29 protein-coding genes are annotated in these 20,701 nt (G+C 57.6%); 11 read left to right on the forward strand and 18 right to left on the reverse strand.

The features are described from left to right. Positions 1–70: 70 nt before the first annotated feature. Both rplM and rpsI read left to right on the forward strand, forming a co-directional pair. Complete coding sequence (gene rplM, locus CP97_RS01975) at positions 71–550, forward strand: 50S ribosomal protein L13 (protein ID WP_048884568.1); 480 nt, start codon at positions 71–73, stop codon at positions 548–550. Then, positions 550–1,089, forward strand: a complete 540-nt coding sequence (gene rpsI, locus CP97_RS01980; protein WP_048884569.1) for a 30S ribosomal protein S9 — start codon at positions 550–552, stop codon at positions 1,087–1,089. The genes rplM and rpsI overlap by 1 nt, the downstream gene beginning before the upstream one ends. A 117-nt stretch (positions 1,090–1,206) precedes the next feature. Here the strand turns inward: rpsI and CP97_RS01985 are convergent, their stop codons facing one another. The 3 genes from CP97_RS01985 to CP97_RS16230 form a co-directional block, all read right to left on the reverse strand. Continuing rightward, entirely contained in the window at positions 1,207–1,605 is a 399-nt protein-coding gene (locus tag CP97_RS01985) for a response regulator (protein ID WP_048884570.1), read from the reverse strand. 106 nt (positions 1,606–1,711) lie between these two features. After that, positions 1,712–2,569 (reverse strand): metallophosphoesterase family protein, encoded by an 858-nt coding sequence (locus CP97_RS01990; RefSeq protein WP_048884571.1) that lies wholly within the window; start codon positions 2,567–2,569, stop codon positions 1,712–1,714. Further along, a complete protein-coding gene (locus CP97_RS16230) occupies positions 2,569–2,835 on the reverse strand; it encodes a hypothetical protein (protein ID WP_048884572.1) in 267 nt (88 codons plus the stop codon). Before CP97_RS16230 ends, CP97_RS01990 begins: the two co-directional genes overlap by 1 nt. Positions 2,836–3,070: 235 nt before the next feature. Between CP97_RS16230 and CP97_RS16235 the strand changes: the two genes are divergently transcribed. Then, on the forward strand, positions 3,071–3,379 hold the full coding sequence (locus CP97_RS16235) for a UrcA family protein (RefSeq protein WP_161485425.1): 309 nt from the start codon (positions 3,071–3,073) through the stop codon (positions 3,377–3,379). A 93-nt stretch (positions 3,380–3,472) separates the two neighbouring features. Here the strand turns inward: CP97_RS16235 and CP97_RS02005 are convergent, their stop codons facing one another. The 3 genes from CP97_RS02005 to CP97_RS02015 all read right to left on the reverse strand — a co-directional run bounded on the left by CP97_RS02005 (position 3,473) and on the right by CP97_RS02015 (position 7,032). Further along, on the reverse strand, positions 3,473–4,219 hold the full coding sequence (locus CP97_RS02005) for a LytR/AlgR family response regulator transcription factor (RefSeq protein ID WP_048884574.1): 747 nt from the start codon (positions 4,217–4,219) through the stop codon (positions 3,473–3,475). After that, positions 4,216–5,400 carry a sensor histidine kinase gene (locus tag CP97_RS02010; RefSeq protein WP_048884575.1) on the reverse strand — a complete coding sequence of 395 codons (1,185 nt, stop codon included), beginning with the start codon at positions 5,398–5,400 and terminating at the stop codon, positions 4,216–4,218. The genes CP97_RS02005 and CP97_RS02010 overlap by 4 nt, the downstream gene beginning before the upstream one ends. 105 nt (positions 5,401–5,505) lie before the next feature. Then, complete coding sequence (locus tag CP97_RS02015; protein ID WP_174539152.1) at positions 5,506–7,032, reverse strand: fumarate hydratase; 1,527 nt, start codon at positions 7,030–7,032, stop codon at positions 5,506–5,508. 168 nt (positions 7,033–7,200) lie between these two features. Between CP97_RS02015 and CP97_RS02020 the strand changes: the two genes are divergently transcribed. Genes CP97_RS02020 through CP97_RS02030 form a run of 3 tightly spaced genes read left to right on the forward strand, consistent with a single transcriptional unit; the run spans position 7,201 to position 9,866 of the window. Beyond that, positions 7,201–7,818: a protein-L-isoaspartate O-methyltransferase family protein gene (locus tag CP97_RS02020; RefSeq protein ID WP_227819644.1), complete on the forward strand. Its 618-nt coding sequence runs from the start codon at positions 7,201–7,203 to the stop codon at positions 7,816–7,818. Positions 7,819–7,820: 2 nt separating this feature from the next. Further along, complete coding sequence (locus CP97_RS02025) at positions 7,821–9,290, forward strand: TolC family outer membrane protein (RefSeq protein ID WP_048884577.1); 1,470 nt, start codon at positions 7,821–7,823, stop codon at positions 9,288–9,290. Further along, positions 9,291–9,866, forward strand: coding sequence for a DUF2497 domain-containing protein (locus CP97_RS02030; protein ID WP_048884578.1), 576 nt, complete (start codon positions 9,291–9,293; stop codon positions 9,864–9,866). Here the strand turns inward: CP97_RS02030 and CP97_RS16675 are convergent. Continuing rightward, positions 9,821–10,195, reverse strand: a complete 375-nt coding sequence (locus tag CP97_RS16675; RefSeq protein ID WP_048884579.1) for a hypothetical protein — start codon at positions 10,193–10,195, stop codon at positions 9,821–9,823. The two genes, CP97_RS02030 and CP97_RS16675, sit on opposite strands and share 46 nt — an antisense overlap. Positions 10,196–10,242: 47 nt before the next feature. Continuing rightward, positions 10,243–10,560, reverse strand: a complete 318-nt coding sequence (locus CP97_RS02040; RefSeq protein ID WP_048886627.1) for a hypothetical protein — start codon at positions 10,558–10,560, stop codon at positions 10,243–10,245. Positions 10,561–10,696: 136 nt separating this feature from the next. On the opposite strand from CP97_RS02040, the gene CP97_RS02045 reads away from it, so the two are divergent. From CP97_RS02045 to xth, 3 genes are read left to right on the forward strand one after another with little or no spacing between them, the layout of a single operon-like run. Beyond that, positions 10,697–11,125 carry a CBS domain-containing protein gene (locus tag CP97_RS02045; protein WP_048886628.1) on the forward strand — a complete coding sequence of 143 codons (429 nt, stop codon included), beginning with the start codon at positions 10,697–10,699 and terminating at the stop codon, positions 11,123–11,125. A 43-nt stretch (positions 11,126–11,168) separates the two neighbouring features. After that, a complete protein-coding gene (locus CP97_RS02050; RefSeq protein WP_048884580.1) occupies positions 11,169–11,495 on the forward strand; it encodes a HesB/IscA family protein in 327 nt (108 codons plus the stop codon). 10 nt (positions 11,496–11,505) lie between these two features. Then, positions 11,506–12,279, forward strand: coding sequence for an exodeoxyribonuclease III (gene xth / locus CP97_RS02055; protein ID WP_048884581.1), 774 nt, complete (start codon positions 11,506–11,508; stop codon positions 12,277–12,279). Between the two features lie 47 nt (positions 12,280–12,326). On the opposite strand, the gene CP97_RS02060 is transcribed toward xth, so the two are convergent. The 10 genes from CP97_RS02060 to CP97_RS02105 all read right to left on the reverse strand — a co-directional run bounded on the left by CP97_RS02060 (position 12,327) and on the right by CP97_RS02105 (position 18,852). Further along, positions 12,327–13,004 carry a cell wall hydrolase gene (locus CP97_RS02060; RefSeq protein WP_063612333.1) on the reverse strand — a complete coding sequence of 226 codons (678 nt, stop codon included), beginning with the start codon at positions 13,002–13,004 and terminating at the stop codon, positions 12,327–12,329. A 205-nt stretch (positions 13,005–13,209) separates the two neighbouring features. Further along, positions 13,210–13,650 (reverse strand): DUF1491 family protein, encoded by a 441-nt coding sequence (locus tag CP97_RS02065; RefSeq protein ID WP_335622376.1) that lies wholly within the window; start codon positions 13,648–13,650, stop codon positions 13,210–13,212. Continuing rightward, on the reverse strand, positions 13,556–14,050 hold the full coding sequence (locus CP97_RS02070) for a PaaI family thioesterase (protein WP_048884583.1): 495 nt from the start codon (positions 14,048–14,050) through the stop codon (positions 13,556–13,558). Before CP97_RS02070 ends, CP97_RS02065 begins: the two co-directional genes overlap by 95 nt. Beyond that, a complete protein-coding gene (locus CP97_RS02075) occupies positions 14,025–14,486 on the reverse strand; it encodes a PTS sugar transporter subunit IIA (protein ID WP_048884584.1) in 462 nt (153 codons plus the stop codon). The genes CP97_RS02070 and CP97_RS02075 overlap by 26 nt, the downstream gene beginning before the upstream one ends. Positions 14,487–14,606: 120 nt before the next feature. Continuing rightward, positions 14,607–15,176, reverse strand: coding sequence for a ribosome hibernation-promoting factor, HPF/YfiA family (hpf, locus tag CP97_RS02080; protein WP_048884585.1), 570 nt, complete (start codon positions 15,174–15,176; stop codon positions 14,607–14,609). 56 nt (positions 15,177–15,232) lie between these two features. Continuing rightward, positions 15,233–15,919 carry a DNA polymerase III subunit epsilon gene (gene dnaQ, locus CP97_RS02085; RefSeq protein ID WP_048884586.1) on the reverse strand — a complete coding sequence of 229 codons (687 nt, stop codon included), beginning with the start codon at positions 15,917–15,919 and terminating at the stop codon, positions 15,233–15,235. Between the two features lie 23 nt (positions 15,920–15,942). Beyond that, positions 15,943–16,560: a dephospho-CoA kinase gene (gene coaE, locus CP97_RS02090; RefSeq protein WP_048884587.1), complete on the reverse strand. Its 618-nt coding sequence runs from the start codon at positions 16,558–16,560 to the stop codon at positions 15,943–15,945. Beyond that, positions 16,557–17,435 carry a shikimate dehydrogenase family protein gene (locus CP97_RS02095; protein WP_048884588.1) on the reverse strand — a complete coding sequence of 293 codons (879 nt, stop codon included), beginning with the start codon at positions 17,433–17,435 and terminating at the stop codon, positions 16,557–16,559. Before CP97_RS02095 ends, coaE begins: the two co-directional genes overlap by 4 nt. Continuing rightward, entirely contained in the window at positions 17,432–18,010 is a 579-nt protein-coding gene (locus tag CP97_RS02100; protein ID WP_048884589.1) for a Maf family protein, read from the reverse strand. Before CP97_RS02100 ends, CP97_RS02095 begins: the two co-directional genes overlap by 4 nt. Further along, positions 18,007–18,852 carry a pyruvate, water dikinase regulatory protein gene (locus tag CP97_RS02105; protein WP_048884590.1) on the reverse strand — a complete coding sequence of 282 codons (846 nt, stop codon included), beginning with the start codon at positions 18,850–18,852 and terminating at the stop codon, positions 18,007–18,009. Before CP97_RS02105 ends, CP97_RS02100 begins: the two co-directional genes overlap by 4 nt. A 304-nt stretch (positions 18,853–19,156) precedes the next feature. On the opposite strand from CP97_RS02105, the gene hemE reads away from it, so the two are divergent. Continuing rightward, entirely contained in the window at positions 19,157–20,173 is a 1,017-nt protein-coding gene (gene hemE / locus CP97_RS02110; RefSeq protein ID WP_048884591.1) for a uroporphyrinogen decarboxylase, read from the forward strand. Between the two features lie 38 nt (positions 20,174–20,211). Continuing rightward, entirely contained in the window at positions 20,212–20,655 is a 444-nt protein-coding gene (hemJ, locus tag CP97_RS02115; RefSeq protein WP_048884592.1) for a protoporphyrinogen oxidase HemJ, read from the forward strand. Positions 20,656–20,701 lie beyond the last annotated feature (46 nt).

The raw sequence follows: 20,701 nt of genomic DNA on the forward strand, positions 1-20,701 counted from the left end.
CTTCCCGTTGGTCGATTCCACCAGGGGTATCGGCGGCCCATTTGCACATGAACTATCAGGAAACAAAGCCATGAAGGCGCTGAGCAAGACCACCCGGTCGATCAAGCCGGCCGAGGTCGAAAAGAAGTGGCACATCGTCGATGCAGAAGGTCTGGTCGTCGGCCGTCTCGCTTCAATTATCGCCAACATCCTGCGCGGCAAGCACAAGCCGAGCTTTACGCCCCACGTTGATTGCGGTGATCATGTCGTCGTTCTCAATGCAGGCAAGGTGCAATTCACTGGCGGCAAGGCTGCCAAGAAGCACTATTACAAGCACACTGGTTATGCCGGTGGCCTGAAGGATGTTACTGCAGACAAGGTCCTCGCAGGCCGCTTTCCCGAGCGTGTGCTTGAAAAGGCTGTTGAACGGATGATCCCGACCGGTCCGCTGGGCCGCGTGCAGATGAAGAACCTGCACCTCTACAACGGCACCGAGCACCCGCATGAAGGCCAGAAGCCCGAAGTGCTCGACGTTGCCTCGATGAACCGCAAGAACAAGGTGTCCGCATAATGGCTACCGAAGAGAACAACACCGCGTCTGACCTCGCCGACCTGAAGGATGTGGTTGGTGATGCGCCGGCGGCCGATGCTGCTGCTGTTGGCGAAGGTGAAAGCCAGCCTGCTGCACCTGCCGCGCCGCTGCGCGATCAGGAAATTGATGCGCAGGGTCGTGCCTATGCGACCGGCCGCCGCAAGGATGCTACTGCCCGCGTCTGGCTCAAGCCCGGCACTGGCAAGGTCACCGTCAATGGAAAGGATCAGGAAGTGTATTTCGCACGGCCAACGCTGCGCCTGGTGATCAATCAGCCCTTCGCGATTTCCGAGCGTGAAGGCCAGTACGATATTGTCGCCACCGTTTCGGGCGGCGGCCTTTCCGGACAGGCCGGCGCAGTCAAGCACGGTATCAGCCAGGCGCTGACCCGTTATGAACCCGCATTGCGCGCTACGATCAAGGCGGCAGGCTTTCTCACCCGCGACAGCCGCGTGGTGGAACGTAAGAAGTATGGCCGCGCCAAGGCACGTCGTAGCTTCCAGTTCTCAAAGCGTTAATCAGTCAACCAGTTTCCGCGACGGCGGGAAATGCGAAAGGGCGGCTCCCACGAGGAGTCGCCCTTTTTCGTATAATATGTGTTGTGATTTACAGGTGACGGCGAAGCGGCAATGCGCTCAATTCTGTCCCACAGCTTCCAGTTCAGCCGGGTTTCCCAATAAGGCATCCACCGCTTCAAGCAGGCTGTCTATGCTAAGTGGCTTTGCCAGATAGCCACTGGCTCCAGCGCGGCGAATCTCTTCTTCATCCTGCTTACCGGCAAATGCCGTGATCGCCAGAATGGGAATATGCTGCGTGGCTGGATTACGCTTGATCTTGCGGGTCAGCACCCGTCCCGAGATATTCGGGATGTGAATGTCCATCGTGATGATGTCCGGCGCAAAACTATCCACTGCATCAAGCACATGCGCGCCATCGGCCACGGCCAACAACTCATAGCCGCGTTGCTTGAAGACCGCCTCATAAAACATTCTGTTCAAGAGATCGTCTTCGACAATCAAAACCCTGATTTTCATTAAGGATGATAATAGCCACCGCAGCACGAATGTTCCCCTCTGTTGCGGCGAAATGGCGCGGCCGAAGGATAAACGGCTCTAAATGCGGGATTTTACATTTGTCTTCCTATTGTTTGGGTGGGTCCACACGCGGCACTTTGCCTACCGGCGCCACCGGATCAGATGCAGAGCGCGGCGGCATGGCATCTTCGGGCACGTCGTCAATCATCATGTCCGATGTATCAATGCCGTCAAGATTGCGCACTTCCACGCCAAGCCGTTCGCCATCCCAGTGCAATTCGTTGAAACTGGGCGGAGTGGAACGCAAACGGTGCGACAAGGTTCCAGCGCCAATCATGCGAACAGGACCGTGCGGCGTATCTTCCATAATGTCGAATGCATCATGGACGTGGCCCGAAAGCACGGCGAGCACGCGGCGCTTTGCGAGTGCTTCCAACGCCTTGCCGCCATTTTTCGTCAGCGCGGTGCCCTGCGTGCCCACTTCGCGCAATGGATGGTGGACGGTAACGATGGCCTGCGTGTTTTTGGGTAAGGCGTCGATCTGCCTCAGACAATCGACAAGCGCCTTGTCGGTCACCCAGCCCTTGGACCAATTGATGCGCGGTTGCGCAGAGACATTGGTGTTGAGCGGGATCAGCGCGATGCCGGGAAGTTTAATCCGCTTTTCAACCACCTCCCGGAAGGCTTCGAACCGGCCCAACGGATTGAGATAACGCGACGGGAGATAATAATTAGGCAGATCATGATTGCCCGGCTCCACCGTCACCGGCACGTTGAGCGCGTGTATCCACCTTTCCGCGGCGGAAAATTCATGATGGCGCGCGCGCATGGTGAGATCGCCGGTAATGGCCACCGCATCAGGCTGGCGGGCGGCGATTTGCCGCACCACCCAATCCAGTGCGCGATTGTCCTCCAGCCCGAAGTGGATGTCGGACAAATGGAATAGAAGCGTGCCGTCAGCCATCAGATGCGCCGCGACACGATAAGCCACGCCGCTCCGCCATTAATCGCGGAATAGCTAATATAGGCCCACACCCATGCGGTGTGGCCGCTTTTTACAGCGTAGAGAGCGAGACACAGCAGCATGAATTCCAGCGAGAGGCTGATCAGGCGGATAATGCGCAGACTGGCAGGTTGCACATCGCTGATCATGCGATGGCCGCTCTGGATAACAGCAGTGTGCCAGGCGAAATTGCCCAGGCCCAGAAGGAAGGTGACGACAATGGTCATGCCGGCGTTTCCTGCCTTACCGGACGGTAAAGGGCAATGCGCCATTGGTGGAGTATTGTGTGCTGTTCGTCGGAACCTGCATCCCTTGGTCGATAGGCCGCGCCTGCAGGTCGAGACGTTGCAGCCTGATGATACCGTCTGGCCTATTACCAAATGGCACCGCAGTCGTTTCAGTCCCACCGACTGCGGTGCGACCCTCCCACGGGACAGGGAGTGGATGATTTGGAGGACCATCATGAAAATTCGTTCGCATACACTGGCAATGGCGCTGGCCGTTACCGGCCTTACAATCAGCCCGACAGTCGCATTTGCCGAAGAACAGACCCGTACCGCCGGCGTAACCTATGACGATCTCGACCTCTCTACAGAAGAAGGTCGGCAAGAACTGGGCCGGCGTATCGATCATGCAGCGCGACAGGTGTGTGAGCTTGACCGGCGGGATCTGGGTACGCGGTCCATCAGCCGCGAAGCGCGTGCCTGTTACGAAGAAGCCAAGCGAAATTTCGAGGAACGGTTCGCCGGCCTCATCCGCGAGAACCGGTAAAGCACTGAGCCCGATAGCGCATCTGCCGATCACATTCACCACATAAGGGCCGCCTGTCAAAAGGCGCCCCTTTTCCATTCCTGCAGCAAGTGATCAGCGTCCGGCCATCGCCTTTACGCGTTTGAGATAGGTGCGGCCGATACGCAATTCATTGCCGTCTTCCAGTTCTGCACACCACACGCCCAGTCCTTCATGCCGCAGCCCCTGGATGAAGTCTCGCCGCAAGATTGCCGAGCGGTGGATGCGAATGAATTTTTCCGGATCGAGCTTTTCTTCCAGCCCGGCAATGGTTTGCAGCAACAAATAGCTGGTGTCGCCGACATGCAGGCGCACGTAATCACGCTCCGCATCAATCCGGAAAACCTGATCAGCCTCTATGCGCAGCAATTCAGACCGATGTGGCACCCAGAACTCATTGAGCCACTTGCTCTCCCCCGATTGTTCCGCATCGAACTGCCCGCGCCGGGCCAGCGCGCGTTCGATGGCGCGTTCCAGCCGATCCGAAGCGACCGGTTTGAGGACGTAGTCAACGGCTTCCAGATCAAATGCCTCGACCGCGAAGTTTTCATGCGCGGTGACGAATATGACGGCGGGCGCAACATCGCTTTCCTGCGCGGCCCTGGCCACTTGCAAGCCGTCCATGCCCGGCATGGTCATATCGAGCAGCAGCAAATCGGGAGAAAGCTTATCGGCCAGCCGCAGCGCGGATTCGCCATCACTCGCAGTGCCTATCACGGTCAAATCCGGAATTTCAGCGCATAGCACCTGCATGCGTTCAATCGCCAGTGGCTCGTCATCGACGATCAGCGTACGCAAGCTTTGGGCGGACGGATCATTCATGCCGCGGCACTTTTCCGGATACGTAGAAGCGGAAGGCGAAGATGCGTGACATAACCATCGGGCGCGTGGCCGGAAGCCATCGTTGCTTCCTTCCCGAAACGTGCTGCGAGTCGTTCGTGGACATTGTTCAGGCCGATGCCAAAACCGGGTCGTATATCGTCACTATTTGCGGCAGAAGATCCATCGTCCGATACGCTGACGACCAGCCGACCATACTCTTCACGCGCTGATAATGTGATCGTCACCTGCCCGCTCGATGGGGCGACGGCGTGCTTGACCGAATTTTCGACCAGGGGTTGCAGGATCATGCCAGGAATCAGCGCGTCCTCCAGATCGGCAGGCACATCAAATCGGGCCACAAGCCGCAGAGGGAAGCGCACAGCCTCAATTTCGAGATAGAGGCGTTGCATCGCAACCTCATCGCGCAGCGGCACATCTGACGTGGGGTCGTCTGCCAGGCTATGGCGGTAGAAATTGCTGATCATGTGAATCATTCGCTCTGCTGCCTGCGTCTTGTTGGTCAGCACCAATGCGGAAAGCGAATTGAGCGTATTGAAAAGAAAATGCGGATTTACCTGATAGCGGAGTGATCGCAATTCAGCTGCCTTGGCGGCGTTGCGAAACTGCTGTTCGCGCCGTTCTGCCGTGCGCGCCTTTTCACCGGTCAGCAAGGCAAGATAGAGCGCGCACCACGCCAGCATGATAAAATATCTGCTTGTAGTGATTTCAATCAATTGTTCCCGCGTGCCCATGGTAACCAACTGGGACAGATCCTGCAGCATGTCCCGATCAATCTCGTCGGCGGGAACACCGCGTATCTGAGCAAATTCCTGCAAGACCTTTTCATCCATCGCTGCTTGCAAATCGGCAAAGACAACCCGATTGGCTTGCGCGCTCAGCAAGGCGGCGGGCAGGGCAAAAATTAACGCGGCAGCGATCTTGGCCCACAATGGGCGCCCGTCAAACGGGCGCAGGACAACCCACAGACCAAAGGTGATCAGGATCGCGAAAATAGTTGAGACGAGACGCCGTAAGAGCATCTCGTCGGCATATTGCATGCCGAGAAGCTCGGCACGCAAGGTCATCAATACCGAGTATGTCGCCCAAAGCCCGACGATTGAAGCCAGGACTGTCTTGAACGGTACGCGGGCGATGGGCTTTTCGGTATCTGCCTTTTCCATCACGCCAGTTTACACCCGCACAGCGGCAAGTCGCCACCCCGCATGGCGGTTTCGGTCGAAACCAGTATGCCGCTGGTCGAAGTATGGCGGCACAAATGCGCCATATTATCGGGCCTTGAGGAGACCTTCCTCACGAATCTTCTCGCGCCAGTGCAGCGGGGCGAGCGTGTGCACGTTATTACCTTCAGAATCGACCGCCACGGTGACGGGCATATCCTTGACGGTGAATTCGTAAATGGCCTCCATGCCAAGATCTTCGAAGGCGACCACCTTGGCTTCCTTGATGGCGCGGGCGACCAGATAGGCCGCGCCACCTGTTGCCATCAGATAGGCGACCTTGAAGCGGCTGATGACATCCACAGCATCGGCGCCGCGCTCCGCCTTGCCGATCATCGCCAGCAAGCCGAGATCGAGCATCATTTCGGTAAACTTGTCCATGCGGGTGGCCGTGGTGGGGCCAGCGGGGCCGACAACTTCACCCATCACCGGATCGACCGGACCGACGTAATAGATGGCCCGCCCCTTGAACTGCACGGGCAATTCCTCACCCTTTTGCATCATGTCGTGGATACGTTTGTGCGCCGCATCGCGCCCGGTCAGCATCGCACCATTCAGCAACAGGCGATCGCCATGTTTCCAGCTGGCCACCTCTTCAGGCGTAAGCTGATCAAGATCGACGCGCTTCGCCTCTGCATCGGGCTGCCAATGGACGTCGGGCCATTTATCGAGATCGGGTTGTGGCAGATAGGCAGGGCCGCTGCCGTCCATCGTCACATGGGCGTGGCGGGTGGCGGCACAATTGGGGATCATCGCAACAGGTTTGCCTGCTGCGTGACACGGCCAATCGTAGATTTTCACATCGAGCACTGTGGAAAGACCGCCCAGCCCCTGCGCGCCAACGCCCTGCGCATTCACTGCGTCAAAGATGTCGATCCGAAGCTGTTCGATGTCCGTTTCTGCTCCCCGCGCCTTCAATTGCGCCATGTCTATGGGGTCCATCAGGCTCTGCTTGGCAAGCTTCATGCAATGTTCTGCAGTGCCACCGATGCCAATGCCAAGCATACCTGGCGGACACCAGCCAGCACCCATGGAGGGAATTTGTTCCACTACCCATTCGATAATGTTGTCGGAAGGATCCATCATCTTGAATTTGCTTTTGTTTTCGCTTCCTCCGCCCTTGGCTGCGACATCAATGCTGATGGTGTCGCCTGGCACCATCTCCACCGAAAGGACGCAAGGCGTATTGTCGCGCGTATTGCGGCGGGTGAAGGCTGGATCGGCAAGAATACTGGCCCGCAGCTTGTTCTCAGCATTGTTGTAAGCGCGGCGGACTCCCTCATCGACCACGTCCTGCAGGCTGCTTTCAGAGCCGAGGCGGCAATCCTGCCCCCATTTGATGAAGACGTTGACGATGCCTGTGTCCTGGCAGATCGGCCGGTGCCCCTCTGCACACATGCGGCTGTTGGTGAGGATTTGCGCAATCGCGTCCTTCGCAGCCGGGCCCTGTTCAACCTTATACGCCTCACCAAGCGCAGTAATATAATCCATCGGATGGTAATAGGAGATGTACTGTAACCCATCGGCGACCGTTTCGATAAGGTCTTCTTCGCGGATAATGACGGCGTCTTTCATCGATTCAGCACTCCTGTTGGTCGAACTGCCCATAGGCACAGCTGCAGCTTTGCGTCAAAATCCTTTGCATTGCCGGTATACATGCAATTTTGCGCCATTGCGGCCATTGCCCCGTGTGGATGCAGGCCCTAAAGCACAGCACTTCACCCCAGACGAGAGTTTTTCCCAGTGATTTCCGATCCGCTTGACGCAGCCGAAGCCGCAAATGCAACCCGCGATCGTGCACGCCGCGCAATGATTGACGGCCAATTGCGCACCAGCGGAGTGAATTCTCCCACTGTTCTCAAACGCATGGCCGAAGTCGCGCGAGAGGATTTCGTGCCCACCGCAAGCAGGGGCTTTGCCTATATGGACAGGGCGATTCGGCTGGACAATGGCGCCTCGCTGCCGGCTCCCGTAGTCCACGGAATGTTCCTTGAAGAAGCTGATCTCAACGGTGATGAGCATGCACTCGTCGTCGATAGCGGAGCGGGTTATCTTGCTGAATTGCTGCGCCCGCTGGTCGCCAAGGTCACTGAGATAAGCGTGGAGGACGCCCTTGGCTCTGGCCGCAAGGGCAAGGGCGCGGATGTACTGATGATCGACGGCGCCGTCGAAGAAATTCCCGCAAAACTGGCAAACCGTCTTTGCGATGGCGCGCGGGTCATCACCGGACTTGCAACCAATGGCGTGACGCGCCTGGCCGTAGGCCGCAAGGGTCAGGCGGGCATTGCCCTCATGCCGGTGCAGGATGTGGGCATTCCGCAGATCCACGCCTTCGACAAACCGCGAGGCTGGAGCTTCTGAACATGCTCTGGCGAGCGCATGTTGGAGCCATGATGGCGGGCGCATGCCTAATCGCCACACCGGTTTCTGCAGAGACGCTCAAGGAAGCGCTGATCCGCGCTTACCTGGATAATCCGACCCTTGCCGCTGCCCGCGCACGTCAGCGCGGCACGGATGAAACGGTCGTTATCGAACGGGCCGATGCCTTGCCGTCTGTCAGTGGCAGCGGCTCCTATTCCGAATTTCTCTATACCAGCAGCGATAGCCCCGGTCCGGCACGGTTATTGGGCGCGGATGTCACTGCAAGACTGCCGATCTTCAGCGGCGGCGGTGTGCGAAACGCCATTCGCGCTGCCGAAACGCGGGTTCTGGCTGGGCGGGCAGACCTGCGCGGCACTGAAAGCTTCCTGTTCACACAAGTTGTGGCCGCTTATATGAATGTCATTCTGAACGAGGCGCTTGTCGCCCTTTCAGCCAATAATGTTTCGGTATTGACCACAAACCTTGAAGCCACCAGCGACCGGTTTGAAATCGGCGATCTTACCCGCACCGATGTCGCCCAATCACAAAGCCGGCTGGCCGTGGCGCAGGGTGATCTTCGCAGCGCCCAGGCCGATCTGCTGGCCGCACGGGAAGGTTACATCGCGATCGTCGGTGCCGCGCCAGATAATCTTCAACCACCGCCACCACTTCCCGGCCTACCCGCATCTCCCGATGAGGCGGTTGACGTGGCCTTGGAACATAACCCCGATCTCATCGCCGCACGGGAACGCGCTGAAGCGGCCGGATATGATATCCGTGTTGCCGGGTCGGGTCGTTATCCGCGCGTCGAATTATTCACCAATGGCTCTTATGACGATTACCTCGACTCGCTGCCTTCCTCATCGTCCATCATCACCGCCAATTCTGCCAGTTCAGCCACTGCCGGGGTGCAGATCACCGTGCCGATTTTTCAAGGCGGGCGCACGGCCGCACTGACGCGACAGGCACAGGCAGGCGCATCGGCCGCGCTTGAGGATGTGATCGCCACCGAACGCAGTGTCATCGCCGATGTGCGCGCTGCATTTTCAAGCTGGCGCGCCGCCATTGCCATTATCAGTTCCAGCGAAACCGCGGTCGACGCTGCTGAGCTCAGCCTTGAAGGCGTGCGGGCAGAAAATACTGTCGGTAATCGCACAGTGCTCGATATTCTCGATGCCCAGCGCGAATTGCTGCGGGCGCAGGTGCAATTGGTAACAGCACAGCGCAATGCCTATGTCGCCGGTTTCGCCCTGCTGGCAGCAATGGGCCGGACAGAGGCGCGTGATCTCGGCCTGGACGAAGGCGGCGTGCTGTATGACCCGATTGACAATTATAACCGCGTGCGCGGTATCGTATGGGATTGGCAGAGTGATCCTGATCCGGTGATGCAGAGCTCCCGTACCGTTGACATCGCGGCACCGGATGGTGAAATTCCCACTTCCAATTCACCAATGGATCTTTTGGGGGACTGAATGCGTCAGATAGGCGAACCGTCGGTCGAGGAAATCCTCGAATCCATCAAACGCGTGATTCAGCGCGACAATGCCGATGCCGCCCGGAAGACCCGTCGTTTACGCGAATCGGGAGTGGCGAGTGATGCACAGTCACCGGAAGATACGATCAGCGCATTTTCGCTTGGTGCCAATGGCTGGGATGAAAGTGAAGATGTGCTCGACCTCAGCGAAACAGGCGCTCCACTTGATGAGCAGCTTGATGAAGATTTGAATGGCACCTCCGATAGCGCCGCCATGGATGGTGACGCTGGCGATGATCAGGCAAATGCCTCGGCCGCTTCTGGCCCTGCATCAGAGAGCCTGACGAATGATCGCGCCGCCGATGCGATGCGCCAGTCTCTTGCCGCACTGGCCATGCTGTCAGACCCACCAGCGAAGCCTCAGATTGTCCGCTCTGGCGAAACTTCGCTGGAAGGTCTTGTGCGCGAATTGCTGCGCCCGATGCTGGCAGAATGGCTCGACACCAATTTGCCCGACATTGTTGAGCGTCAGGTCAAGGCAGAGATTGCCCGAATTGCAGGAAAGAAACGCTGACCAAACGCAAGGAAATCATCAAAGCCGAAGCGGCTCTTGCCAAGATTGATGGCCAAAGCATCGAACAGCATATTTTCCTGTGCGGCGTGTCGGACAAGCAGAAGTGCTGCAAGCACGAGGTTGGCGACAGTGCGTGGCGCTATCTCAAGCGGAGGATGAAGGAATTGGGCCTTATAGGGCCCAAACGCACCAATGGCGGCGGTTTCCAGCGCAGCAAGGTCAATTGTCTGCAAGTCTGCGAGGCGGGGCCCATCGCGCTCGTGCTGCCAGATCGTATCTGGTATCACTCTTGCACTGAAGATGTGCTTGAACGCATTTTGCAGGAACATCTGATTGACGGGGTCCCGGTGGAGGAGTTCCGTCTGCGGGGCGAAACTTAGCCGACCTTGTCATCCGCATCGTCAGTTTTGCCCAAATCATCGAGCGAATTGTCGACCGCTTCGTCATGCCCCGTTCCGCTCGACAAGAAGACCAGCCCCATCAGCGCGCTCATCAACAACATTGAAAACCCAATGCCCAGCGCAGTCGCAATGAAGAAGTGCGGTGAAACATCCTCCACTTCCTTGTAAATGATCACCATTGCAATGATCACCACACCGGTGGTGATGCCGAACATCAATCGCATCAGGCGCTTATAACGCGCCCAGGCGTGCGCAGACTTTTGCGGATCGTCGAGCGGGGAAGGGCGGACCATAGCCCGCCTCATGCCCGTGCGGACCCTGTCTGGCAACGGAATGGAGACAATCATTTGCCCGAAAGCGGTCATTCGTGGCACAATCGCGGGGAACGTCGCCAATGGGGCGCGTCAATTTCGCGGGAAGGAAACAGACATGACCATCGCCAAAATCCTGGAGGACCGTGAATTTTCGGTCGTGTCATGTTCTGCACACGATGGCATCCAGCATGCTGCGCGGCTGATGACAGAAAAGAAGATCGGTGCCTTGCCCGTCATGGACGGGGATCGCGTAGTCGGCATATTTTCAGAACGCGACCTGCTCTATTGTGTCGCCAAAGAAGGCGCAGAAGTGCTAGATCGCACCGTCGGAGATATCATGACTGCGCCTGCCATCACGATTACACTTGATGAAGGCGTATATTCCGCCCTTTCCATGATGACTCGCCGGCGCATCCGCCATCTTCCGGTGGTGGACGGCGACAAGATGATCGGTTTCGTATCTATTGGGGATTTGGTGAAATACCGCATGGTGCGGATCGAGGAAGAAGCCGAGCAAATGCGCGAATATATCACTACGGCCTGAGCCTGGGCTTGAGCAAGCTGGCCGCGCAACCTACATCACATATATGGCAAACTCCCTCACTCTCAGCGCCGCTGCGGCCGAACGCGTGGCAAAGATCGCAAGCAAGATGGGCAAACCTGCCGTGCTGCGCCTTTCAGTGGAAGGCGGAGGCTGCTCGGGTTTCCAGTACAAGTTTGATCTTGGCGAAGCTGAAGGAGAAGATCTGATCAGCGAAACCGACGGTGTGAAACTGGTGGTGGATCCGGTCAGTCTCGATCTGGTGGACGGCAGCACGGTTGATTTCATCGAATCGCTGGGGGGTGCCGCTTTCCGGGTGGAAAACCCCAATGCCGCAGCCGGTTGCGGTTGCGGTTCCTCTTTCGGGATCTAGGGACCGCTAGATGCGGATTGCCAGTTTCAACATAAATGGAATCAAGGCACGTCTGCCGCGCCTGAAAGAATGGCTGGCCGAAACGCGCCCAGCGGTCGCCTGCCTGCAGGAGATCAAGACGCAGGACGAAGGTTTTCCCGCCGCCGAGTTTGAAGATATCGGATATCACGCCATCTGGCATGGCCAGAAGAGCTTTAACGGCGTCGCAATCCTGACAGACGGCGAGGCGACCGAAGATCATTCGAAGGGCTTGCCGGGTGACCCGGAGGACGAACAATCGCGCTTTATCGAATGCGATTTTCACGGTGTTCACGTGGTCAATCTGTATCTTCCCAATGGCAATCCGCAGCCTGGACCAAAGTTCGATTACAAGCTTGCGTGGATGGATCGCCTCCGCACACGACTGAAAGAATTGCTCGCGGCCGAAATACCGACTGTCGTGGTGGGCGATTTCAATGTCATCCCTTACGATCGCGATGTCTGGTCGGTGCGGGCGATGGCCAATGATGCGCTGATGCAGCCTGAATCGCGCGATGCCTATGCCCGCTTGCTCAATGATGGCTGGACCGATGCACTCGGCACTCTCAATCCGCGTGGTGGTGTGTGGACATATTGGGATTATCAGGCCGGCGCATGGCAGCGCGACCATGGTTTCCGCATCGATCACATGCTGCTGTCCCCCGAATGTGCGGACAGGCTGGTGGCAGCGGGTGTCGACAAGGAACATCGCGGACGCGAAAAGGCCAGCGATCATGCCCCTGTCTGGGTCGAGCTGAGAGATTGACGATCAGACCCTGCCGCCACGAGGCGCAGGACAGGATCCAAAGCCGATCAGCGATAGAAGATGTGATTATCGATCTGTGCGCGGGTCGTCATGCGGTTCGCCCAGCGCGGACGCACATGTGTCGCATGAAAATACAGCGCGTCGTCTACCGGGCTTTCCCACTGGTCACGATGCGCAATGCGCGCAATGGCAACCGCGCGATCCCACGCCGCACTGCTGCGATTGGGCTCGGGAATATGTCCACCTCGGACAAAGGAAAACTGTGAACGCTGCGTCACGACCGAGCAATAATCATCCGGGAACACATTGCTTTCGGCCCGGTTTACTACAACTCGGGCGACGGCGAGCTGGCCATCAAGCGGTTCTCCGCGCGATTCAAAATAGACTGCCTGCGCCAGGCACATGACTTCGCGAGACAAGGAAACATCGGTGTCGACCGTTGTGACCAGCTGGCGAAGAGAACCCGCGTTAATTGCCACCGTTTCGACAATTTCAGCTTCTTCCGGAATGTCCTGAACCACTTCTGTGGCGACAAAGCGGACTTGCGGTTGGCTGGCACTTGCTGGTGCTTGAATGTCTGTCTGGGCCGTTTCAGTCCCGGATTGCGATCCGTTAGACTCCGACTGGTCCTGAGCGGTTGCTTCGCTTCCTGCGACTCCGAATGAGCCGGCGAGCAAAGTTGAGGCCAGGGCGATTGCCCCGAACCGTTTGACAAAAGTTTTCATCGATCCCGTAACTTGAGGCGGTGAGAGATCTTACAGGTCTGCGGTCGCGGCGAAATTTTATGCCGTTTAACTACCGCGATCCGTCTCTACGGACCTGCTGATCGTCTCCCCGTCTGCGCGCTGCCATACACCACCGTATTGTGATGCGGAACAACATACGCTTTTTCGGAAGGTCGCGGGGCAGATAGCCGTGGTCGGATGATTGTCAAGTTGTGCGGTGCAACATACCGATAAACCGTTCTGCATTTGCGATGTCCAATTCCACGATCCAGAGATCGCTGTCCTGTTGTCGCCTTTTTTCGCAGAAATCTATGAATTCCTGCGGATTTTCAATGTCTTGCTCGCGCGAAAGTGACCATGCACGCGTTCCATCTGCCTGTGGCATTCTTTCATAAGCACGCAAGTTTGTGCCATTTTCACAACATATTACCATCAGTGTGCCGGCATCTCTTTCACCTTTGGCCATTACGGTGGCGAAGCCGCCCTCAGCCTGTACGGCACGGATAATGCCGCCAACTTCGAGATGTGCGGGAAGCCTTGCCTGGGTCATGTCACTCAGGCTGACGGTAGCCGTCGAGCCCCGATAGCGCGATGTGGGACCGCATGAATGTGCCTGTTCCGCGGCCAATCTCCTCGCCCTCTTCATCGACAAGATGCGCCTCTGCGACGAAGATGCGGCGCTTTCCGCTGATCCATTGACCTTCGGCTATCACGCGGCCAGTGCGCACCGGTTTGGTGAAATGGAGATTGAACCCTGTAGTCAGCAGAAACCTGTCGGACACCAGTGAATTGGCGGCATAGAAAGCCGCATCATCCAGCATCTTGAAATAGAGTGTGCCATGTGTCGCTCCAGCCGCATGGTGGAATTTCTCTCCGGTATGAAACACGATGCGCGCGCGCCCCGGCGCAGTAATTTCCAGCCGCGAATCGAACACAGAGTTTACTGGCGCGGAGGCATATAGTTGCTCAAGCGCCCTGAAATGGACGCGCTGTCCGCGGTCATCCGCGTTCTGGGCAGCGTCAGGCGGCGTCACGATCCATCGCATTGGTAATGAGGCTGTAAAGGGCTTCAGCATCGGATACGTCGAGCAAGGCGTCATGCATCCGCTCGTCACGCACGAGACGCGAGAGTTCTGCCAGCGCATGAAGATGCGTGGTCCCGCAATTCTCCGGCGAAATCAGCCCAATCACCAGATCGACCGGAAGACCATCAGCCGAATCGAAAGCTACGGATCTTTCCAGCTTGAGCAGGGCAGCGATGGGGCGGCGGATATTCCCCATGCGCGCATGGGGAATAGCTACACCGCGGCCAAAGCCCGTGCTGCCAAGCTTTTCCCGCTCGTTCAGCCCCTCGAGAACGAGCGCCGCATCCAGATCCCAGGCATCAGCAAAGGTCTGCGAAAGAATATCGAGGATCTCTTCCTTGGATGCGGCGGCAGCGATAACGACCGATTCGGGCCTGAAAGATACGGAAAGACTCATGATCTTTGATATTCACCGTGTTTACAGCCCGCCATCACGCCGAAGCGCGGCGCACGAGCTGTAATATCATCTGGTTTACAATCAGATCATCAAAACGGAAGCATTCCGCCCGACGATTGCTCAGGAAGGTTCGACCCAGCCAATCGACCCGTCATCGCGGCGATACACCATATTATGACGTCCGGTGCCAGCATTTTTGAAGAACAGGGCATTGGTGTGGCGTAGATCAAGCAACATGACAGCGTCTGAAACGCTGACTTCGGGCACGTCGATGCGGGTTTCCGCGATTACCGGCGGCGATTCTTCGGTTGTCTCGGCTTCGCTGTCGGCTTCCTCGCCTGCGAAAATGGTATAGGCGGCTTCTTCTTCGCGCACTGCATGCTGCGATTGTTCATGCCGATCCTTTAGCCTCCGCTTGTAGCGGCGCAGCTGCTTTTCAATCTTTTCTGCCGCCTGGTCGAATGCCTGGTGCGCATCATGCGCCTGCCCGTGGCTTTTGAGGATAAGTCCATGATTTACGTGGAGAACAATATCGGCAGCAAAGGCGCTGGCAGGAGCCTTGCCAAATGTCACAGTGGAGGAAATCGCCTTGCTGAAGTGCTTGTCAACGATGGTGGTAATTCGATCCGATGCATGTTCCTGGAGGGCTGCACCTGTATCGACTTGATGTCCCGACACGCGAATATCCATGGGCGGTAACTCCTTCCCTTATCGTTTTTCGTCAGACCCAATGTGGTGAGCATTGCTCAAGAGGTCCATAGGGGACTTTGCAAAGATTCAAGAAATTCCCTGTGCCGGGCGAGTTCTGCAGCACTGGCGGCGTGCGGCCGGGGTGCGCGATATTCGCCGAGGCGTGGCTTGAACACTGCCGATTGAGTGCGGGAAGCGTCCGTATTATCGGCCGCGAGTTGCAATCCGATCTGCCGCCCGCCTGTCAGTTCGACATAAACCTGCGCCAGCAATTCGGCATCGAGCAAAGCGCCGTGGAGCACACGATGCGACCGGTCCACGCCATAGCGAGAGCATAATGCATCGAGAGAGTGCTTTGCTCCAGGGTGGCGGCGGCGCGCCAGAACCAGTGTATCCACCATCCGGTCGTGGCCAATGGCATCATGCCCGCAAAACGACAGCTCGTGGTTAAGAAAGCCAAAATCAAACTGCGCATTATGGGCGATGAGCGGCGAATCGCCGAGAAAGGCCAGCAGATCCTTAACCCCATCGCGAAACAGTGGCTTGTCCGCCAGGAAAGTCGCAGAAAGCCCGTGCACCCTTTCCGCCTCGGGCGGCATATCGCGTTCGGGATTGAAATAGGCGTGAAAGGTCTGTCCGGTCGCGACGCGATTGACCATTTCGATGCAGCCGATTTCAACCATCCGGTCTCCCGTGGCAGGATCCAGGCCAGTCGTTTCAGTATCAAAGATGATTTCGCGCATGTCGCCTTATCGCCCGATGCGATTCATCCGCGCAAGCCGGGAACGAGCTTCTCCACCAGCTCTTCCACCGCCTTTTGCGTTTCTTCCAGCGACGTTCCGGTATCGATCACGTAATCGGCCCGTGACCGCTTCGCCACATCGGGCATTTGCAAATCGAGGATGTGGGCAAATTTCTCCTCAGTCATGCCTTCACGGGCCAAAACGCGGGCGCGCTGGGTTTCTGGCGGAGCAGAGACAACCACCACGCTATCCACGTCCTTATCGCCCCCTTTTTCAAACAATAGCGGGATGTCGAACACCACCAGTGGTGCCTTGGCATGCTGCGCAAGAAAGGCACGGCGTGCTTCGGTAACTGCGGGATGGACAATCGATTCAAGTCGGGCGAGCGCATCGCGATCGTCAAAAACGAAAGAACCGAGCAATTGACGGTCGACGCCATCAGGGCCGGTCGTGTGGGGGAAGGCTGCGTCTATAGCGGGCAGAAGTGCGCCACCTGGCCCCTGCATCGCGCGCACTTCGCGATCGGCATCGAATACCGGCACACCCAGCGCTTCAATCATGGCGGCAACCGTGCTCTTGCCCATGGCGATAGAGCCGGTGAGGCCCATGACAAATGGCCGGGGCTCGCCTTCAGCCGTCATTGCGCCAGCAATCCGCGCAGTTCGCGATCACCGTCCTCGCGTGGAGGGGGCGCATCGAAAAGCCGCTCGAACGCAATGGCCGCCTGCCCGATCAGCATTGCATAGCCATCTATCGTGTCGAGGCCCGCAGCCTCTGCATCTTGCAGCAATTGCGTATGCAATGGGTGGGTAACGATATCATAGACGATGCTTTGCGGAGGTGCATGGCTGATGTCAAAGGCAAGGGGAGGGCTCCCATCCATGCCCAGCGGGCTGGCATTCACCACCAGATCAAGGCAGCCTTCGCGGTCATCAAAAGCAAACTCTGTTGCCTGCGCAAAATGATCAAGCGCTGTGGTATGATGTTCGCCTTCAGGATCAATCTCATCAAGCAAAGCGCGGGCCTTGGCAATATCGCGCCCCGCCACCACCAGTGTGAACCCGTGTTCAGCCAGTGCTGCGACAATGGCGCGCGCTGCCCCGCCTGTGCCGATAATCCTGGCCATGCGGAAATAATGTTGCTGTTCCAATAGGGCGGAAAGCGGCTCCAGAAAACCTCCGACATCGGTGTTGATGCCGATCAACGCGCCGTCATGACGCCGGGTAACGGTGTTGACCGCACCAACAAGCTCCGCACCGATTTCCAGCCGGTCGAGATGCTCTACCACCGCCTGCTTATGCGGCATTGTGATATTGCAGCCGCACCAATCAGGATCGCAGCGACGGGTGGCGATATAATCGCCCAGCTGATCCGGGGTGACGTGGCATTTGCGATATTCGGCATCCAATCCCAGCTTCCTGAGCCAGAAGCCGTGAATCAGCGGCGATTTGGAATGCGCGATCGGATCACCGATTACTTCGGCATAGGCGCGTCCGGGGCTGCTTGCAAAGTTCATCGGTCAAGCTCCCCCATATTGCGCAATGCCGCCAGAACCGGTAGCAGGGGCATGCCGAGCACTGTGAATTGATCGCCCTCAATCGTTTCGAACAATTGCACGCCGAGCGCCTCTATACGGAACACGCCGACACATCCGGCAACGTCGGGCCATTCGCGTTCGAGATAGCTTTCAATGAATGCATCGGACAAATCGCGCAATTGCAGGCGGGCCATGGCGGCATGATGCCAGCCAATTTTGCCGCCGACTGCAATAGCTGCGGCGGAATGGAGCTGCATTTCCTGGCCGGAGAAAAAGCGCAAATGGGCAGCAGCTTCGGAGCGGCTTGCCGGCTTGTCGAAGCGGCGGCCATCCACCACCACCAGCGAATCGCTACCCAGAACGGGCAAGCTTTCCTCACCGGTCGCCAGCGACTTGGCCTCTGCCAGTGCCAGTGCAACGCTTTCTGGCCGGGCGTCTGCCATGTCAGCTTCTATCGCACGCTCATCCAGATCGGCAGGCCTGGCGATGAAAGCCACGCCTGCGCTTTCAAGCATCGCCTGTCGCGAAGCGGATTTGGATGCCAGCACGATCATATCGGCTTGGTGCCGCGCTGCGCGGGCCGGTCCCGTGCCTCACGCTCCTGATAAAGACGTATGACAGCAGCGGCTGTTTCTTCGATAGAGCGACGGGTCACATCAATCACCGGCCATCCATTATCGGCGAACAAGCGGCGGGCGAACGCCACTTCCTTGGTCACCCTCTCGCCATCGACATAGGATGTCTCGGTGCTTTCATTAAGGGAAAGCAGGCGATTCCGCCGGATCTGAACCAGGCGTTCGGGCGCTGTGGTAAGGCCCACCACCATGGGTTGGCGCAGGTCGAACAGCGATTTGGGCGGCGGGCTTTCCACCACCAGCGGAATATTGGCGACCTTGTATCCGCGATTGGCGAGGTAGATGCTCGTCGGTGTTTTCGATGTGCGTGAAACGCCGGCAAGAATAATGTCGGCTCCTTCCCAATTGTCCCAGCCGATCCCGTCATCATGAGCGATGGTAAACTGGATTGCATCGACGCGGGCGAAATATGCTTCGTCCATCGCGTGCTGGCGACCGGGGCGACCCTTGGCTTCCTGACCGAGGCGTTCTTCCAGCGCTTCTGTCACAGCGTCCAGCGCATCAACATGTTTCAGTCCAAGTGCGGTGCAACGTTCTTCCAGCCGCTGCCGGATCTCCTCATTGACCAATGTATAAAGAACCAGGCCGGGCTTGGACTTGAACTCATCGACAATGCGTTCGAGATGCTGTTGCGAGCGGACCATCGGCCAGAAATGACGGGTGACATCGCTATCTTCAAATTGCGCGAGCGCAGCCTTGGCGATCATTTCGAGCGTTTCGCCAGTTGAGTCTGACAGCAGGTGGAGATTGAGTTTTGTCATGTGGATAGACTTGCGCATAAACCACGGGAGAGATTGGCTAACAAGATGGTGATTGAATTGCATCCCCGCTGCCGGCCGTTTTGCAAGCAGAGTCATGCGCAGGCTGGCCCAATCTTCCCCTGCCTGTGGGTAGCGGGGAGAAGCTTCGCTTGACGCGGCAGGCCAACGAGTCGATGCGGCGGTCAAGATTGCCGATTGCGGGATATCTCCGGTGATCCACCGGTATCCCCGCAATCCACAGGCCCTACAAACTACAGAATCCTCTTAATATATATATTTATTTATTGGATTGGACCCATTCAGGATGCCCGGACCCCTACTTGAAAACCTGCTAGGAACGCGAACCCAGAAGCGTCCGGTGTGGCTTATGCGACAGGCTGGGCGCTATCTTCCCGAATATCGTGAATTACGGGCAGAAAAGGGCGGATTTCTGGAACTCGTCTACGATAGCGAGGCCGCCGCCGAAGTTACCTTGCAGCCGATCCGCCGTTTCGGGTTTGACGGGGCGATCCTGTTTTCCGACATTCTGATCGTGCCGCATGCGCTGGGGCAGGATCTGTGGTTCGAAGCGGGGGAAGGGCCTCGCCTTGCCCCGCCGCTGGTCGATGGTGTCTGGCAAAAACTGGGAAGCGCGCATCACCATTTTGATCCGGTTTATCGCACGGTGCAATTGTCGCGCGCCCGGCTGGATGAGGATGTCACCATGCTCGGTTTCATCGGTTCTCCGTGGACTGTGGCGACATATATGGTGGCAGGTCAGGGATCGAAGGATCAGGGCGTAGCCCGCGCGCTGGCCTATCGTGATCCTGCCGCATTCCAGTCTTTGGTAGACGCGATTGAGGCGGCCAGTCTGGAATATCTTATCGGACAGATTGATGCCGGTGTCGAAGCGGTGCAATTATTCGATAGCTGGGCAGGATCGCTCAGCCCGGACCAGTTTGAACGCTGGGTCATTGCGCCCAATGCGAGGCTTGCCGCCGTCATTCACGATGCACGGCCGGGCATACCGGTCATCGGCTTTCCGAAGGGTGCAGGGGCCAAACTGCCAGCCTATGCGCGCGAGACGGGTGTCGATGCGATTGGCGTGGATGAGACTGTCGATCCGATCTGGATAGCCTCTGAGCTGCCCGACAACATGGCTGTGCAGGGAAATCTGGACCCAATGCTACTCCTGGCAGGCGGAGAGGCGCTGGATACACAGGTGCGCAAAATTTGCGAAGCCTTCGCTTCGCGTCCCCATATTTTCAATCTAGGTCACGGGATCAATAAGGAAACTCCGATTGCGCACGTCGAACAATTGCTTGGGGTCCTGCGCAGTTGAGGGGTGACGCAGGGCCGGAGTTTCACTAGGAAAGGGCCATGCAGGAATTTCTCTCCATGACCTATTACTGGCTGAAGGCCGGTCACATTATTTTCGTGATCTTCTGGATCGCGGGCCTCTTCATGTTGCCCCGCCTGTTCGTTTATCACCAGGAAGCGCCAGAAGGTTCTGAAGAAGCTGCACGTTTCGTTGATCGTGAACGGAAGCTGCTGAAGATAATTCTTCTGCCTTCGATCATCGTGGTCTGGATCTTGGGGATCGCATTGGCCATTGCGCTGGGTGCCTTCAGCCAGGGCTGGCTGCATGCCAAGTTGCTACTCGTGCTCATCCTGTCAGGCTATCACGGCTATCTTTCAGCCTATGCCAAAAAGCTGGCTCGTGGTGAAAGGCCGCTCAGCGGAAAGCAATTGCGGCTGCTGAATGAAGTACCGGGCGTGCTTGTGGCGATCATCGTTATCCTGGCCATCGTCAAACCGTTCTAGCTTGCGCCTGGCCTTACGAGCGGCAGGGCGTTCCGCATTCCGGCCA

It is taken from the genome of Aurantiacibacter atlanticus (assembly GCF_001077815.2).
Lineage (GTDB): Bacteria > Pseudomonadota > Alphaproteobacteria > Sphingomonadales > Sphingomonadaceae > Alteraurantiacibacter > Alteraurantiacibacter atlanticus.

Coding starts and splice junctions, on each gene's coding strand:
- rplM (WP_048884568.1), top strand. CDS start 71: ATGAAGGCGCTGAGCAAGACCACCCGGTCGATCAAGCCGGCCGAGGTC.
- rpsI (WP_048884569.1), top strand. CDS start 550: ATGGCTACCGAAGAGAACAACACCGCGTCTGACCTCGCCGACCTGAAG.
- CP97_RS01985 (WP_048884570.1), bottom strand. CDS start 1,605: ATGAAAATCAGGGTTTTGATTGTCGAAGACGATCTCTTGAACAGAATG.
- CP97_RS01990 (WP_048884571.1), bottom strand. CDS start 2,569: ATGGCTGACGGCACGCTTCTATTCCATTTGTCCGACATCCACTTCGGG.
- CP97_RS16230 (WP_048884572.1), bottom strand. CDS start 2,835: ATGACCATTGTCGTCACCTTCCTTCTGGGCCTGGGCAATTTCGCCTGG.
- CP97_RS16235 (WP_161485425.1), top strand. CDS start 3,071: ATGAAAATTCGTTCGCATACACTGGCAATGGCGCTGGCCGTTACCGGC.
- CP97_RS02005 (WP_048884574.1), bottom strand. CDS start 4,219: ATGAATGATCCGTCCGCCCAAAGCTTGCGTACGCTGATCGTCGATGAC.
- CP97_RS02010 (WP_048884575.1), bottom strand. CDS start 5,400: ATGGAAAAGGCAGATACCGAAAAGCCCATCGCCCGCGTACCGTTCAAG.
- CP97_RS02015 (WP_174539152.1), bottom strand. CDS start 7,032: ATGAAAGACGCCGTCATTATCCGCGAAGAAGACCTTATCGAAACGGTC.
- CP97_RS02025 (WP_048884577.1), top strand. CDS start 7,821: ATGCTCTGGCGAGCGCATGTTGGAGCCATGATGGCGGGCGCATGCCTA.
- CP97_RS02030 (WP_048884578.1), top strand. CDS start 9,291: ATGCGTCAGATAGGCGAACCGTCGGTCGAGGAAATCCTCGAATCCATC.
- CP97_RS16675 (WP_048884579.1), bottom strand. CDS start 10,195: ATGTTCCTGCAAAATGCGTTCAAGCACATCTTCAGTGCAAGAGTGATA.
- CP97_RS02040 (WP_048886627.1), bottom strand. CDS start 10,560: ATGGTCCGCCCTTCCCCGCTCGACGATCCGCAAAAGTCTGCGCACGCC.
- CP97_RS02045 (WP_048886628.1), top strand. CDS start 10,697: ATGACCATCGCCAAAATCCTGGAGGACCGTGAATTTTCGGTCGTGTCA.
- CP97_RS02050 (WP_048884580.1), top strand. CDS start 11,169: ATGGCAAACTCCCTCACTCTCAGCGCCGCTGCGGCCGAACGCGTGGCA.
- xth (WP_048884581.1), top strand. CDS start 11,506: ATGCGGATTGCCAGTTTCAACATAAATGGAATCAAGGCACGTCTGCCG.
- CP97_RS02060 (WP_063612333.1), bottom strand. CDS start 13,004: ATGAAAACTTTTGTCAAACGGTTCGGGGCAATCGCCCTGGCCTCAACT.
- CP97_RS02065 (WP_335622376.1), bottom strand. CDS start 13,650: ATGAAGAGGGCGAGGAGATTGGCCGCGGAACAGGCACATTCATGCGGT.
- CP97_RS02070 (WP_048884583.1), bottom strand. CDS start 14,050: ATGCGATGGATCGTGACGCCGCCTGACGCTGCCCAGAACGCGGATGAC.
- CP97_RS02075 (WP_048884584.1), bottom strand. CDS start 14,486: ATGAGTCTTTCCGTATCTTTCAGGCCCGAATCGGTCGTTATCGCTGCC.
- hpf (WP_048884585.1), bottom strand. CDS start 15,176: ATGGATATTCGCGTGTCGGGACATCAAGTCGATACAGGTGCAGCCCTC.
- dnaQ (WP_048884586.1), bottom strand. CDS start 15,919: ATGCGCGAAATCATCTTTGATACTGAAACGACTGGCCTGGATCCTGCC.
- coaE (WP_048884587.1), bottom strand. CDS start 16,560: ATGACGGCTGAAGGCGAGCCCCGGCCATTTGTCATGGGCCTCACCGGC.
- CP97_RS02095 (WP_048884588.1), bottom strand. CDS start 17,435: ATGAACTTTGCAAGCAGCCCCGGACGCGCCTATGCCGAAGTAATCGGT.
- CP97_RS02100 (WP_048884589.1), bottom strand. CDS start 18,010: ATGATCGTGCTGGCATCCAAATCCGCTTCGCGACAGGCGATGCTTGAA.
- CP97_RS02105 (WP_048884590.1), bottom strand. CDS start 18,852: ATGACAAAACTCAATCTCCACCTGCTGTCAGACTCAACTGGCGAAACG.
- hemE (WP_048884591.1), top strand. CDS start 19,157: ATGCCCGGACCCCTACTTGAAAACCTGCTAGGAACGCGAACCCAGAAG.
- hemJ (WP_048884592.1), top strand. CDS start 20,212: ATGCAGGAATTTCTCTCCATGACCTATTACTGGCTGAAGGCCGGTCAC.